The following is a 14,695-nucleotide window of genomic DNA, read 5'->3' as shown; positions in this document are numbered from 1 at the left end:
CTCCACCTCTCCCTCTAGCGGTTTAACAAGCTGCCGACGTATTTCAACAGTTCGTTGGCGCATGTCGCGCAATAGCCGTGATGCTCGATCAGTCGCGCCGAAACTTCATTGATCCGCTTAAGCTGTACTTCGTCCGGATTTTTGACCGACGTCGTAATTTTTACCACGTCCTTCAGGTCTCCAAACAGCTTCTTCTCGATCGCTTCCTTCAGCATCTCGTGAGAGGTGTATTCGAACTTGCGGCCCCGGCGGGCGAGCGTTGAAATCTTAATCAAAATCTCTTCCCGAAACGCTTTTTTCTGATTTTCCGTAATTCCGATTTGTTCCTCGATGGAGCGCATCAGCTTCTCGTCCGGCTCCTGCTCCTCTTCGGTAATCGGGTCTTTCAGCTTAAATCCGTTGCAGTAGGCCTCAACGTTGTCCAAATAATTGTTCATCATCGAATGCGCCGAATCTTCAAAGGAATAGACGAACGCCCGCTGAACTTCCGTTCTCGCTTTGTGGTCGTATTCCTTGCGCGCCAGCGTGATGAAGTTAAGCAGACGCTCCCGCTCCTCCTTGGAGATCGAAGCATGCTGGTCGAGCCCTTCCTTCAGCGACTTTAATACATCAAGCGCGTTGAGGCATGACTTGTCGCCTTTGATCAGCGCGCTGGAAATGCGGTTGATGACATAACGGGGGTCAACGCCCGACATGCCCTCGTCCATAAACTCTTTGCGCAATTCCTGGGCATCGCCGCTCTTAACGCCGTCTACCTCGATTCCGTCGTAGATAAACATTTTCTTGATCGGATCGATGCCCGGCTTCTTCGAATCCTTCAGGCGGGACAGCACGCTGAATACGGCAGCGGTCCAGAGAGACCCCGGCGCAAGATGCATGCCCCGGATATCGGACTGGCCGATCAGCTTCGAATAGATCCTCTCTTCCTCGCTTACTTTCAAGTTATAAGGAATCCGCATGACGATCATCCGGGAGTGCAGTGCCTCGTTCTTCTTGTTGGCGATAAACGAACGGTATTCCGTTTCATTCGTATGCGCAACGATGAGCTCGTCGGCCGATATGAGAGCGAAACGTCCCGCCTTGAAATTGCCCTCCTGCGTCAGCGAAAGCAGATTCCAAAGAAATTTCTCATCGCACTTCAGCATCTCTTGAAATTCCATAAGACCCCGATTCGCTTTATTCAGCTCTCCGTCGAAGCGATACGCCCGCGGATCCGATTCGGAGCCGTACTGCGAGATGGTGGAGAAGTCGATGCTTCCTGTCAAATCCGCAATATCCTGCGACTTCGGGTCGGATGGGGCAAAGGTGCCGATTCCGGCTCTCTTCGCCTCCGAGAACAGCACGCGCGTTACCGGCATGTCCTCAATCCGCCCGTCATATTCGGTTTCCAGCCGCAGCCGGCAAACCGGGCACAAATCCCCTTCGATGCGGACGCCGTACTCCTGTGCAAATTCCGCCCGCAGCTCGGACGGAATAAGATGAAGCGGCTCCTCCTGCATCGGGCAGCCTTTGATCGCGTATACAGCTCCTTCGTCGGTACGCGAAAACTTCTCCAATCCTTCTTTCAGAAGGGAGACGAGCGTCGACTTGCCTCCGCTGACGGGTCCCATCAGCAGCAGCAGCCGTTTCCGTACATCAAGCCGCTGTGCAGCCGGACGGAAATATTCTTCGACCAACGTCTGCAGATCGTCCTCGAGACCGAACAGCGCTGAGCTGAAAAACTTGTACTCCCGCTTGCCCTCGCCCCTGTCTACGATCCCCTTCGATTCAATCATCCGGTAAATGCGGTCATGCGCGAGTCCCGCAATCTGAGGGCGCTTCCGCACGAGCGCCAAATACTCCACGAACGGGCCTTCCCAGATCAGCCCATGTTCTTTTACCCGATAATCGGCCAGTTTGTCCAAGATTGCCATAGAGCTCCCTCCTTCGTGATGATGATTGCTGAAGATGACAAAAACACCGCGCCCGGATTTCCATGTCTGCTTGGAGCGAAGAAAACGTGAAATCGTTGACGGTGTAGTGTCTCGGAAGAAATTGCTGTAACCTACCGACTATTCAGTTGTATAATATTATTATATCAGCTTGTCGTTGTCAGATAAATATGAATTTTCTGAATATGATTATCGATACCATATCGATCCTTTTGCGCCGGAGATTCTTCGCTGTCACTCCAAGTTCCAAACAGCTTCCATGGCCTTCTCCCAGTTTTGCGGGGCTCGGCTTTCAGTTGGATGAACATCTACGGATCACAGACCAGCATCGTATCGCTTACGAACCGAGTCATCGTTATTTGTACATATTGAAACCGTTCCAAGCTCTAACGAATCGTAGAGTCACTAATCCATTCCTATCGGCTCGGTTTGGTTGTTTTTGGTGAAATAATGATTGTAGGGTTCGTTACCGCTCAAGAAGTCTCATTATTCCTAAAATAACGGTAATACGATTCTTTACGCAATTAGCCTAAAGCAGAATGGGATTCCCGTTTGACCGAAAATGTGGAGCGCAGACGCTTTAATCGTGACCCTGACGCATATCTGGCCTAATTGGAGCAAGAATGGGCAGAGATATTCTGTTCGTTAATCTTGCTGTCGTAGAAAGAAAAAAGCATCTGCTGTTCGACTTAAAGAAGTCCAGCAGATGCATATATAGAGGTTAGTTCACGGTAACTTCCGCCAGCTCCTGTACCTTTTTCAGCTGTTCTTTTAAATAGGAAGGCTTAACCGGAATTTTCTCGACTTTAATGCCCATCTGACGGACCGCATCCTGTACCGCCGACTGGATGACGGCCGGCACCGGAATCGATCCGCTTTCGCCCGCTCCTTTTACACCGAGCGGATTGAGAGGCGAAGGCGTTTCAATATGATGAATCGCCATTTCCGGAATTTCCGTAGAAGAAGGAACGAGATAATCCATCAGGCTGCTGGTGAGCAGCTGCCCTTCTTTATCGTAGACGATTTCTTCGTACAATGCGTTTCCGATCCCGTTCGAAATGCCGCCTTGGTACTGGCCGGTTACGATGAGCGGATTGAGCAGCTTTCCGCTGTCGTGAACCGACGAATAATCCAAAATTTTAATCTGCAGCGTCTCCGGATCCACTTCGACAACCGCCATATCGGCCATCGAGGTGATTGCCGCTCCTTCCGGGGCGAAATAATCCGTTGCTTCGAGAATCGGAGCGATCGGAAGATCGTACGTTTTGCCCGGGGGCATTCCTTTGGCGGCATGCGACAGCTCGCCGAGCGAAATCCGCGTAAGCGGCTCTTCTTTCTTTTGGACAAAACCGCCGCTCAGTTCAAGCTCATCCGCCGGGACATTTAACAGATGCGCCGCCAGCTGAAGCGTTCTCTTCTTAACTTCCTGCGCCGCCTTGTAGACCGCGTTGCCCGCAATAACGGCGATACGGCTCGCAAACGTTCCCGTTCCGTAAGGAAAGACGGCTGTATCGCCTTCCCGGACGGTCACTTGCTCAACCGGCACGTCCAGCACTTCCGCCGCAACCTGGGCAAGCGACGTTTCATGGCCCTGACCCTGGGTAGCCGCGCCGGTAGAAACGCTGATTTCGCCCGTTTCCTCTACGCGCACGGTTGCCCCTTCATAGTTGCCGAATCCGGTATTCTCAATGCAGACGACCGTCCCGATTCCGATGTTCCGGCCCTCATTGCGGTATTGTTCCTGCAGGTTGCGCCAGTGCTCGTATTTGCCTTCATGCGTAATCGTCTCGACCAGCTTCGGAAAGTTGCCGCTGTCGTAAATCTGCGGTTTGCCGTCGCGGGACAGCAGCCCGGTCCGATATGGAAATTCATGCGGCTGAATGAGATTCCGGCGTTTGATTTCAAACGGATCGATGTTCAGCTTGTCAGCCGCTTCGTCCAACAAGCGGTTCAGGATCATGGCGGCTTGCGGCCTTCCCGCACCGCGGAACGGCGCAAGCGGAACGGTATTCGTGTAATAGACGTCAATTTCGCAGGAATAGTCCGTTACTTTATAAGGCCCCGGAATCAAAGTCGACGTAATGATCGGCACAATGACGCCCCAAGGGACGTATGCGCCCGTACTGGCCAGCCCTTTATCCGTAACGGCTACAATATCTCCGTGCTTGGTGACGCCAAGCTGCGCTTCGTGAATTTGTTCGCGTTCGTGAATGCAGCTCATCATATGCTCCATCCGGTCTTCAATCCAGCTTACCGGCGCTCCGAGCTGCATTGCCGCCCATGGAACGAGCATATCTTCCACATAAAACGGAGCCTTTGCGCCAAAAGCTCCGCCGACATCCGGGGCGATAACCCGAACTTGGTGCTCGGAGATATGGAACGATTCGGCGAGTATTTTGCGCATTTCATGCTGGCTTTGCGTTGCGGCGTACACTTCCAGTGTCGGCTCGGCCTGCTGAAAGTTCCACTTGGCGAGCAGTCCGCGCGTCTCGATCGGCAGACAGCTCACCCGGCCGATATCGAACCGGTGGCTGACGATAAGATCGGCTTCCTTCATCCGCTCATGGGCATTGCCGATCGACTGCCGGATTTTCATCGCCACGTTCGATTCCAAATGCTGGTGAGCGAGCGGGGCTCCCGGGCGTGCGGCATCTTCAAGTAAGGAAACGGCCGGCAGCTTCTCGTATTCGATCTTGATCAAATCGAGCGCGTCTTCGGCGATATATCTGTTCGTTGCGACGACCATCGCAACCGGCTCGCCGACGTGGTGAACGGTTCTATCGAGCGGCCGCTGGGTTACGGATATCAAGTTCGGATTCGGGAAAATGACGGGCAGGAATGGAAGAGCTTCCGCATCGTCTGGACCGTATACGGCGACAACACCCGGAAGTTTTCTTGCTTTGTCCAGATCGATCCCTTTAATGCGGGCATGAGCGTGCGTACTCCGCAGAAACGCGGCGCTTAACGTGCCGTCAAATTGAATATCCGCCACATACCGGCCTTGCCCCCTGATCAATCTCGGGTCGATTTTTCGTTTCATTGGCTGACCCAAATACTTCATCTCTTCACCCCCATAAGCTATTGACCAAATAAATCTTCCATCATTCGGTCGGACCATCGTGCCGCTGTTCCGTCTTTGGACAAAAGCCGTACAAACCGGTACAAGGGCATTTCCTGGAAGAAGCCTCTGAGCTCCCCGTTTAAAATCATTTCTTTCAAATGCGAGTCTTCCGCAACATGCTCCGCCAAATATCGGACGGCCTGGGCGCCTTGATCGGTACTCAGCCACTCCTTCAGCAGACTGTATTCGTTCAGCGGCGGCACCGGTTTGGACGCGAATTCCAGTTCGATCCGCTCCGACAACCGGATATCCTGTGACGAGGCGCCGATGAAAAGATCGAATGAGCCGCTGTCGGCTGCCCAATCGCCAATCTTGGGATCATAGTAGCTGAAATCCCGCTTGTCCAAATCGATCGTGACCGTTTTCGTTTCGCCCGGCGCAAGATCCACCTTCGCGAACCCTTTCAATTCCTTATCCGGACGGACGAGCCCGCACTGCGGGTCGCCGATATACAGCTGCACGATTTCTTTCCCGGCCCTATGTCCGGAATTTGTGATGTTGACGGAAACGGAGAGCTCGCCCTCTTCTCTCTTCCGTTCGATTTGCAAATCGGAATATTCGAATGTCGTGTACGAGAGACCGTGGCCGAACGGGAACTGAGGCTCGATTTGTTTCCGGTCATAATACCGGTAACCGATAAACAATCCTTCGCCGTAAACCGTCCTGCCTTGATCCCCCGGAAAATTCAAATACGACGGATTGTCGGACAGCTTCACCGGGAACGTCTCCGGCAGCTTCCCCGAAGGGTTCGCTTCGCCGAATACAATGTTTGCGATCGCGCTTCCACCGGCTTGTCCGTGCAGCCACGCTTCGAGAATCGCAGGCACCGAATCGATCCACCTCCGCATCTCCACCGCCGAACCGTTATTGAGAATGACGATGCAGTTTCGGTTGACGGCCGCAACGGCTTGAAGCAGCTGGACATGGCTTTCGGGCAGATCCATATGTTCCCTGTCGTTACCTTCATCTTCCCCATCGCCTACAAACAGCAGCACCGCATCGGCCATACCGGCGGCCTTTACGGCTTCGGCGATGAGATTCAGATCGGCGGCAGCCTTATCCATGTAGCCGTCCGCATAAAAAATGTCCGTCCGCGCATCCACTAGGTTCCGGATTTCATCGAACGGGATATCAAGCTTCGCCGGGTTAATCTTGGCGCTGCCTCCGCCTTGAACGAGCGGAAATTTGGCGTTTCTCCCGATGACCGCCAAGGAAGAGAGCTGCGTACGATCGAGCGGCAATATTCCGCCCTCGTTCCTCAGCAGCACGATCCCTTCCTCGGCCGCGGCCCGGGCAAGCCCGTGCGCGGTCTCAAAGCTCCAATCGGGATTGGTATTTGCCGGCTCCATGCTTTTCTCCACGGCGCGCAGTATGTTCCGGGCGGCGTCGTTCAGCGACTGCTCTGGAAGCGCTCCGGACAAAACAGCTTCCTTCAATGCCCGGGCACCCGAAAGCGCAGGTCCCGGCATTTCCAGATCCATTCCGGCCTCAAGCGCCTTCACCCGGTTCTGGACCGCCAGCCAATCGGACATGACAAAACCGGTATAACCCCATTCACCCCGCAGTACATCCGTCAGCAAAAACTTGCTTTCCGTCGCGTAGGTTCCATTCACTTTGTTGTATGAAGCCATCATGGACCAAGGCTCCGCTTTCTTAATGATGCGCTCGAACGCCGCCAGATAGATTTCCCGCATGACGCGTTCGTCGACTTCGGAACTGATCGTCATCCGCTCAAACTCCGTATTGTAGCAGGCGAAATGCTTGAGCGTCGTGCCGACGCCCTGGCTCTGCACCCCTTGAATGAAAGCGGCGCCGATTTCTCCGGACAAGTACGGATCTTCCGAGTAATATTCAAAATTACGGCCGCACAGCGGAGAGCGCTTCATGTTGATCCCGGGTCCGAGCAGCAGCTGCACATCCAGACGCCTGCATTCGGTCCCTAATCCAGTGCCGATTTGCTCTATCAGCTCGACGTTCCACGTTGAGGCGAGCGCGGAAGCAGTCGGAAAACAGGTGGCCGGTTCACTTACTCCGAGCAGAATGTCGCTCTTCTCTTTGCGGACGCCATGAGGGCCGTCCGCCATAAAGAGCGGCGGAATGCCAAGCCGCTCGATCTGGGCCGTGCTCCACATATTTTCCCCTGCGCATAAACGGATTTTTTCGTCCAGCGTCAATTGCTCCAGCCATTGCTCCGTTTGCGAACTCATCTGTATCGCTCACCCTTTAAGCTTTCGCTTGCTTTAAAGCTTCGCGTATTTGTTCCGGCCGTACCGGTAAAGAAGTGATCGGCAGGGCGAATTCCTGCATCGCATTGACGACGGCGTTGGCAAGCGCGGGAGCGACCGCAACCGTTCCGCCTTCTCCGGCGCCTTTGACGCCAAGCGGATTGAGCGGAGACGGGCAATTTTCCAAAATTGCCGTCTTGACCTCCGGAACCTCCATCGAAGTCGGGATCAAATAATCCATGAAGCTGCCCGATACGAGCTGGCCGATTTCGTCATACTTCAGCTCCTCGTACAGCGCGCCTCCGAGTCCTTGCGCCATGCCGCCTACCAATTGGCCTTCGACAAGCATCGGGTTGATCGCTTTGCCGAGATCGTATGCAATATAGTAGTTCAGGATGTTGATTGCCCCCGTATCCGGGTCGATTTCCACCTCGGCCGCGTGGCATCCGTAAGGATAGGTCATATGATCGATGTGGAACGTGTACTTCACGGTCAGATCAACGCCTTGATCGGCGCATATTTTGAGCAAGTCGGCAAGCGGCATTGCGATATGCTGATCGGCGTTGTATATAACATGATTGTTCGAAAGGGAGAGATCCGCTGCCGGAACATCGAGTACGCCCGAAGCGGTCTGCAGCAGCTTTTCCTTCAGCTCGCCTGCGGCATGCCATGCGGCAGATCCGCCGACGACCGCGCCGCGGGTGGCGAAAGAACCGTTTCCTTTCTCAACAAGGTCTGTGTCGCCGTGAATGACGCTGATATAATCGTACGGAATTCCGAGCTGATCGCTAATTATTTGCGCCAGCGTCGTCGTAATCCCTTGGCCGACTTCCGTCAGTCCCGTCTTGCATACGACCCTTCCGTCCGGACCCATCTCCACCTCTGCGAATTCCCATGGTCCGAAACCGGATTTTTCGACAAAGGAAGCGAAGCCGAGTCCGATAAACCGTCCCTCTTCCCGGGCTTTCGCCTGTTTCTCGGCGAACTGCTCCCAGCCCATAAACTTGCGGGCATGATCGAGGGTCTCCAGGTAATTCCCGCTGTCGTATTCGATCGTTTGACCGAGGGCGAACAGTCCGTTGCTGTACGGCATCTGTTCCGGACGGATATAGTTCCGCTCTCTGACGATTGTCGGATCCAAATTCAGCCTTTGGGCGACCATGTCGATGACCCGCTCACGTACAAACGTTCCTTCAAACCGGCCCGGACCGCGGTACGTTCCGACCGGCGTTTTGTTGGTGAGCACAACATGGGTAATCAATTCGATATGACCGAAGTCGTATGGACCCGGGAGCATCGCCTGGGTCAAGGACGGCACCGTCGTGCCGTGCGTACGGATGTATCCGCCCTGGTCAAAAAAGATTTCATCCCGCAGCGCGAGAATCCGGCCGTCATCGTCAAACCCGACGGTCACCTTATGTTTCTGTTCACGGGAATGGTTCGTCGCTTTAAAATGCTCGAGCCGGTCTTCGATCCATCTGACCGGCCGCTTCAGCCGCATCGATGCAAACGGGATCAAATAATCTTCCGGATAAAATTCGCCGCGCGGGCCAAAACCGCCGCCGCAATCGGTCTCGATCAAACGGATATCTTCTTTATTTTTGTTCAGCAGCCTGGCCATCAGCTGGTGGTTGAAGTGGACGACTTTCGCCGCGCCGTAAACGGTCAGCTTCTCATTGTCGTCGCAGAGAGCAAGCAGCCCCCGCGTTTCCATCGGGATGCCGGAGTGGCGCTGAACATACAATTCTTCTTCCAGCACATGCTTGCACGACTTTAGCTGATCGGCGGCGTCGCCTTTCCGTCCGTTGATGATATACACTTCGTTGCTTCCCGCCAGAGGATGAATGAGCGGCGCTTCCGGACGAAGCGATTGATACACATCCGTCAGCGCCGGCAGCACTTCGTATTCCACTTTGATCAAGTCGGCCGCATCCTCGGCAACATACCGGTTCGCCGCGACAACAACCGCAATCGGGTCGCCGACATAACGGACGCGGTCCTTTGCCAGAGGAAACTGCAAGGCCTTCTCCAAAATCGGGTCGGGAGAAAGCCTCATCGGAATCGGGTTCAGATCTTCCGGCAGATCTGCGGCTGTCAGAATCAACATGACGCCTTCCAGCCGGCTCGCTTCTCCCGTATCGATAGAGATGATTTTTGCATGGGCGTGAGGGGAGCGGATAATGAAAGCCTCGCATTGATCCGGAAACTGAAGATCGCCGACATACTGTCCTTTCCCCGTCACCAGTCTATAATCTTCAAGCCGTTTAACGCTTGCGCCGATTGACATGTTACTCCGTCCTTTCGCGCATTTCTTTTGCCGCAAATTCAACCGCGTCTACGATGCCCTGATAACCGGTGCAGCGGCACAAATTGCCGGAGATCGCTTCGCGGATTTCCTCGCGGGTCGGGTCCGGATTTTGTTCCAAAAAGGAGCAGGCGGTCATCATCATGCCGGGGGTGCAGAAGCCGCACTGCAAACCGTGCTTTTCCCAAAAGCCTTGTTGAACGGGATGAAGCTCGCCGTTTTCCCCTTCCAGTCCTTCGACAGTGGCGATTTCCGCTTCATTCGCTTGCACGCCGAATACGAGGCAGGATCTGACAGGCCGGCCGTCCATAATAATGGTGCAGGCTCCGCAAACACCGTGTTCGCAGCCGACATGCGTTCCCGTCAGGCGCAGCTCGTCCCGAAGAACATCGGATAACAGCATGCGCGGCTCAACGTCAACCGTATATTGTTTATTGTTAACCTTTAAGGATATCGTCTCCAACCGTTTCTGTTCTGCGGTTTTTTCCGTCATGGACGTTACGCCTCCCTATCCTTTTGTTTAGCCTTGCTTTGCCCGCTCGGCAGCTTTTGAAAGCACGCGGCGGCTTAACGCCACGCACAAATCTTTACGGTACTCGGCGCTGGCGTGAATATCTTTCTCGGGATCGACCAGATCCGCGATTTGTGCGCAGCTTTCCGCAATCAATTCCTCGCTCGGATATTGACCGATCAATTCATCGGTGACATCTTCCAGCTTTACAGGAACGCCGTCCACGCCGCCTACGCACAGCGTCGCTTGTTCGATTTTGCCTTCTTCATCAAGCGTTACGGTCGCCGCAGCGAGAATAAGAGCAAAGTCGCCGCTGCGAAGCGTGAACTCTTCGATCGCATGGCCCGTCCGCGGAGGAATAACCGGGAAATGAACGGAGGTCAAAATTTCGTTCGGTTCCATCGTCGTCGTCATATACGTCAGGAACAGTTCTTCCGGCGTCATCTCGCGTTCTCCTTCGCTGGAGACGACCGTCACTTTGCCGTCAAGCGCCGTCAACATGACCGGAAGCTCCGCCGTCGGGTCGGCGTGCACGATGCTGCCGCCGATCGTACCGCGTGAACGGATTTGCGAATGTCCGATCAGCTTGATCCCTTCCGCCAGCATCGGACACGCTTTTTTGATTTCCTCCGAATGCTCCACCATATAATGGCGGGTAATGCCTCCGATCTTGACCTCTTCCTCATCGATCTCGATATAGCTCATCTCTTTCAGTCCGCTAATATCGACCAGATAAGGCGGCCGCGCCAGCCGCATGTTCATCATCGGGATCAGGCTTTGTCCGCCGGACAGAACTTTGGCGTCGTAGCCGTATTCATCGAGAAGTGACAGTGCTTCATCCAACGTCTTCGGTTTCAAATAATCGAATGCTGCCGGTTTCATTAGCCCCTCCCCCTCTCTCTTATACTTCTTTGGCGAGCTTCTTAAAGAAATCTTTCACGATCATCTTGCCGATACCGCCCAAAATACGCTGGCCGACGCCTGCAATCAGGCCGCCCACTTGAGCCGTTCCCGCGTATTTGATAACAGTGGAATCACCGTCGGTTTCCAGGTAGACACGCGCGTCGCCTTCGATAAAACCGGCCGGGCTGTTGGCGGTCATGACGAGCCGGTAGTTGTCCGGTTCCGTTTTATCCAAAATTTTAATTTCCGCTTCATAGCTGCCGCGTACAGCCGCGATTCCGATCGTAATATCCGCTTTGTAAACGTCCGGCTCAGTTTCCGTGATCGATTTGCAGCCCGGCGTCGCTTTTTGCAGCACGTTCGGATCGTTAAGAGCTTTCCACACCTCTTCTTTGCTTGCTTTTACTTTTACATCGCCTTGAACGTCCATTGATGTCCACTCCTTATGTCATTTTTATATTTTTTATCCTCTTAACGAGACGAAAGCTCCTGAATCACGTCCGCCACAGGCACGACATCCGCATACTTCTGCTGCATATCGAACAGATTAATCGCATGGGATGCGATCCCGCGGTCGAACGAACATTCTTCCGGTACGATAACCCGGTAATTATAAGAGAAGGCGTCGATGACAGAGGCGCGTACGCAGCCGCTCGTCGTGCAGCCCGTCACGATTACGGTATCAACATGAGCTGCCGTTAAATAAGAAACGAGCGGTGTCGCGAAGAAGGCGCTCGCTTTCTTCTTCGAGATGACGATTTCCCCGTATTGCGGCTGCAATTCCTCGACAACCCGGGTTCCTCTCTCTCCTTCTAGCATAACCGGTAAATCAAAATTGTTGCCCTTAACGGCAATCCGGTCGTTCGGAGCGCTCTTGCTGCCCTCCAGGATGGTGTAGAACACCGGAATCTTCGCCTCGCGCGAGGCGTCCAGCAGTTTCTTGATATGGGGAATCGCCTTCCAGCTGCTCTCGCCGCAGCTTGTCGGATAGATCTTCATCGATTCCTCGGTGCTCTGGTGCGATTCGCCTGTAAATCCGTATTGAACGTCTACAATAACAAGTGCGGGTTTGCTGCCGAGCCCCATCGGCTCGCCAAGACCGGCTTTACTGTAGATCGCCTTGTCCCGTTCATCGAGGAACTTGTCCCATACGCGTTCCATAGAGGCCCCTCCTTATCCGTACGTGATAACCCGGTCATGATCGACTGTCAGCTGCACAAGCACATTCGGCTCCGCCAGCTCCACCTGTTTCCCGATCAGCTCTTGACCGGTTACGCCGCGGGCTCCGCAGGAAATGCGCGACAAATAAATTTTTCCGCCGCCGGCGACGATTTCATCGTACGATTCACGCAGTGAGGTGACGCCGTCTCCAACGCCGATGACGCTGTCCAGGTGAGCATCTTTCAGCAGCTGGACGGCGCTGCCGGCGAGAAACATCGAAACGTGGTGTCCTTCCCGGACGGCTGTCTTCGCAATCAGAAATGCGCGGTCGGCTTGTGTAGGCGCCTCGGGACCGTGGGTTAAGTGAATGAGAATCTTTGCCATTTTATCTCCTCCAGCTGTTGATCAAACTTGTTTAGGTATGAATTTCCAGACGACCTTCTCGACTGGAGCTGCTTCCATTGCATCGTAAACTTCTTTATGGTTTCCGTACTGAATATCCGGAATTTTACGGGCCAGGACAGTCGTTTCCACGACATCATCGAATGGAAACGGATCGACGACAACCGTTCCGTCGCCTTGCCCCTGAATCGTGATCATGCATCCTTCGCTGTCTACCGTTTGCCGAACCGGACCGAGCACCCATTCGTTCTTCGTATCGGCCTGGTGCATCGAGACGTACTGGGAAAGCCGGTCCATCAGCTGCACAATCTCGTAATTCATCCACAGATGATCTTCGAACAGGCTTCTCCGTTCCTTGCGGTTCCACAGCTGCATCTTCATCTCGACCCAATCTTTCTGCGTCTTTGTGATGTTCTCGTCGATAAAGGAAGCCAGCTCCTGCGGAATGTTGAACGTAAACGACGGATCATACCCGAACCGGCTCGTGTACAAGCCGATCCAATGCATGCCTACCAAGAGGCCGGCATAAAGATCTTCATCCTTGACTTGCTCGTATCCTTTTCCGTAAAAATCGACGTGCTGCAGAAGATTGACGCTCAGGAAAGGAACGGGCTGTCCGGTTTGTTCGTTGAACAACACTTTCTCATCGGATTCGACCCAGCCGATATCGTGCTTCTGCACCGCCAAACAAAGCGATTCGAAATGATCCGGCCGTGCGAACGTTTCGTTCCCCCAGCGGCGCGCAACCTCTCCCGCCTGGACGGAATGATCGTATTGATTGACGATATACAACTGGCCATCATGCTTCGTAATAAACATAAGATCGGTCCCCCTGCGGCTTAGTCGGCAAAAACGAAAGATTCATCGATGTCGAGCGGCGTTTCCCTTGTGTACAGCTGCTTGTAAGTCGTCATAATGTCCGGCATTTTCGTCGCCATGCTGAACATTAACGGGGCTAAATCTTTTTTAAGCGGCTCTCTCGTTAAAAACTTCTCCAGCGTAACTTGCAGGTTCTGGATCATTTTCACTTCTTGTTCGCGTCTCTTTTGAACCTGCTTCAGCGTTTCGAGCGACAGATCGTTATTTTTAAACCCTTTATAAAGAACGTCCGCCGTAATAATGGCGCTGCCAAGCGCAAGCGTGCTTCCGACCGCTCCCCACGGCGTTACGCAATGGGCCGCGTCTCCGATCAGCAGGCAGCCGTCTTTCGCCCATTCCTTCACATATCTCATTTTGCAAAGTAGCAAAACAAACGATTTAAAGTCGGTCATCGGTTCCACATAAGGCCGCAAAATCGGCAAATCCTCGATAATTCTTTGTTTGAACGGCTCGATGCCTTCTTCCTTGATTTTTGCAAACTCGCCTCGGGTGAGCGAGATGCCGCACTGGATCAACCCGCCGAGCTTTGGCAAAAAGAGGTAGTTATAATTTTTTTGGAAATAGAAATGGTAAATGTTATAGTCCCATGATTCCGGCTTCTCAAACGAGAACCATAACAGATCGTTCACATAATAATCGAGGTCCAGCTCATAATTAGCGAGCTTTTCCATGGTGGAATTTCGGCCGTCCACACCAACCGTCACTCTCGCATGAATATTCATTTCGCCCTCGCTTGGCAGCTGCTCAGCGTTCGTGGAGTCTCCCGGCTGCCGCTGCGCGTACACGCCGACGATTTTTTCGCCGTCCCGCAGCAAATCCTTCACCTTCGTGTTGAACATCATCTTGAAGTTCGGATACTGCTTTGCTTTTTCCAGCAGCGCCATCAGCAGCGTAGGCTGGGTAAGCCGCGCACAATAGCTTTCTTCCTCGATCAACGTATCAAAAGCGAGCTGCATAATTTCTTTTTGATCGTGAAAAACGACAACTTCGTTAATTTTCACATGGTCGTTGCTTTCGATATAATCCAGCAAGTTAAGCTGCTTCATCATTTGGACAAAACGGGGCTGCGTAATTTCTCCCCTGTACTCGCGGTGGAAGTCAACGTTTTTTTCCAGCACGATGACTTCGATACCCTGCTTGGCAAGCAGCAGTCCGAGCAGCATTCCGGCAGGACCGGCGCCAACGATACATACATCCGTCTGAACTTCATTTTTCAATATTTCCATAAGTGCAATCACCTTTCCTTCTATTCGCGCT

General features: G+C 53.4%; 11 protein-coding genes. All 11 read right to left on the bottom strand.

What is annotated here, in order from left to right:
* Nucleotides 1-14: 14 nt before the first annotated feature.
* The 11 genes from VN24_RS18375 to VN24_RS18325 all read right to left on the bottom strand — a co-directional run bounded on the left by VN24_RS18375 (nt 15) and on the right by VN24_RS18325 (nt 14,664).
* Complete coding sequence (locus tag VN24_RS18375) at nt 15-1,913, bottom strand: PrkA family serine protein kinase (protein ID WP_045671593.1); 1,899 nt, start codon at nt 1,911-1,913, stop codon at nt 15-17.
* Between the two features lie 739 nt (nt 1,914-2,652).
* Entirely contained in the window at nt 2,653-4,992 is a 2,340-nt protein-coding gene (locus tag VN24_RS18370) for a xanthine dehydrogenase family protein molybdopterin-binding subunit (RefSeq protein WP_045671592.1), read from the bottom strand.
* Between the two features lie 17 nt (nt 4,993-5,009).
* Nucleotides 5,010-7,259: a glycoside hydrolase family 3 C-terminal domain-containing protein gene (locus tag VN24_RS18365; RefSeq protein WP_045671591.1), complete on the bottom strand. Its 2,250-nt coding sequence runs from the start codon at nt 7,257-7,259 to the stop codon at nt 5,010-5,012.
* A 16-nt stretch (nt 7,260-7,275) separates the two neighbouring features.
* On the bottom strand, nt 7,276-9,564 hold the full coding sequence (locus VN24_RS18360; RefSeq protein ID WP_045671590.1) for a xanthine dehydrogenase family protein molybdopterin-binding subunit: 2,289 nt from the start codon (nt 9,562-9,564) through the stop codon (nt 7,276-7,278).
* 1 nt (nt 9,565) lies between these two features.
* Nucleotides 9,566-10,075, bottom strand: a complete 510-nt coding sequence (locus VN24_RS18355; RefSeq protein ID WP_045671589.1) for a (2Fe-2S)-binding protein — start codon at nt 10,073-10,075, stop codon at nt 9,566-9,568.
* Nucleotides 10,076-10,102: 27 nt separating this feature from the next.
* Nucleotides 10,103-10,975, bottom strand: coding sequence for an FAD binding domain-containing protein (locus tag VN24_RS18350; protein WP_045671588.1), 873 nt, complete (start codon nt 10,973-10,975; stop codon nt 10,103-10,105).
* Nucleotides 10,976-10,994: 19 nt separating this feature from the next.
* Nucleotides 10,995-11,426, bottom strand: a complete 432-nt coding sequence (locus tag VN24_RS18345) for an SRPBCC family protein (RefSeq protein WP_045671587.1) — start codon at nt 11,424-11,426, stop codon at nt 10,995-10,997.
* A 41-nt stretch (nt 11,427-11,467) separates the two neighbouring features.
* Nucleotides 11,468-12,157, bottom strand: coding sequence for an isochorismatase family protein (locus tag VN24_RS18340; RefSeq protein WP_045671586.1), 690 nt, complete (start codon nt 12,155-12,157; stop codon nt 11,468-11,470).
* Nucleotides 12,158-12,169: 12 nt separating this feature from the next.
* On the bottom strand, nt 12,170-12,541 hold the full coding sequence (locus VN24_RS18335; RefSeq protein ID WP_045671585.1) for a DsrE family protein: 372 nt from the start codon (nt 12,539-12,541) through the stop codon (nt 12,170-12,172).
* Nucleotides 12,542-12,562: 21 nt separating this feature from the next.
* Nucleotides 12,563-13,378 (bottom strand): DUF3891 family protein, encoded by an 816-nt coding sequence (locus VN24_RS18330; protein ID WP_045671584.1) that lies wholly within the window; start codon nt 13,376-13,378, stop codon nt 12,563-12,565.
* 20 nt (nt 13,379-13,398) lie between these two features.
* The gene (locus VN24_RS18325; RefSeq protein ID WP_052703035.1) at nt 13,399-14,664 is read right to left on the bottom strand and encodes an FAD-dependent monooxygenase; all 1,266 of its coding nucleotides are present in this window, start codon (nt 14,662-14,664) and stop codon (nt 13,399-13,401) included.
* Between the last annotated feature and the right edge of the window lie 31 nt (nt 14,665-14,695).

This window comes from Paenibacillus beijingensis (genome assembly GCF_000961095.1).
In the GTDB taxonomy this organism is placed as follows: Bacteria; Bacillota; Bacilli; order Paenibacillales; family Paenibacillaceae; genus Paenibacillus_O; species Paenibacillus_O beijingensis.
Note: the sequence above shows the minus strand (reverse complement) of the source record. Positions and strands in the feature narration are given on the sequence as shown.

Excerpts from the sequence above, each read along its gene's own strand:
- VN24_RS18375 (WP_045671593.1), bottom strand. The coding sequence starts at position 1,913 with ATGGCAATCTTGGACAAACTGGCCGATTATCGGGTAAAAGAACATGGG.
- VN24_RS18370 (WP_045671592.1), bottom strand. The coding sequence starts at position 4,992 with ATGAAGTATTTGGGTCAGCCAATGAAACGAAAAATCGACCCGAGATTG.
- VN24_RS18365 (WP_045671591.1), bottom strand. The coding sequence starts at position 7,259 with ATGAGTTCGCAAACGGAGCAATGGCTGGAGCAATTGACGCTGGACGAA.
- VN24_RS18360 (WP_045671590.1), bottom strand. The coding sequence starts at position 9,564 with ATGTCAATCGGCGCAAGCGTTAAACGGCTTGAAGATTATAGACTGGTG.
- VN24_RS18355 (WP_045671589.1), bottom strand. The coding sequence starts at position 10,075 with ATGACGGAAAAAACCGCAGAACAGAAACGGTTGGAGACGATATCCTTA.
- VN24_RS18350 (WP_045671588.1), bottom strand. The coding sequence starts at position 10,975 with ATGAAACCGGCAGCATTCGATTATTTGAAACCGAAGACGTTGGATGAA.
- VN24_RS18345 (WP_045671587.1), bottom strand. The coding sequence starts at position 11,426 with ATGGACGTTCAAGGCGATGTAAAAGTAAAAGCAAGCAAAGAAGAGGTG.
- VN24_RS18340 (WP_045671586.1), bottom strand. The coding sequence starts at position 12,157 with ATGGAACGCGTATGGGACAAGTTCCTCGATGAACGGGACAAGGCGATC.
- VN24_RS18335 (WP_045671585.1), bottom strand. The coding sequence starts at position 12,541 with ATGGCAAAGATTCTCATTCACTTAACCCACGGTCCCGAGGCGCCTACA.
- VN24_RS18330 (WP_045671584.1), bottom strand. The coding sequence starts at position 13,378 with ATGTTTATTACGAAGCATGATGGCCAGTTGTATATCGTCAATCAATAC.
- VN24_RS18325 (WP_052703035.1), bottom strand. The coding sequence starts at position 14,664 with ATGGAAATATTGAAAAATGAAGTTCAGACGGATGTATGTATCGTTGGC.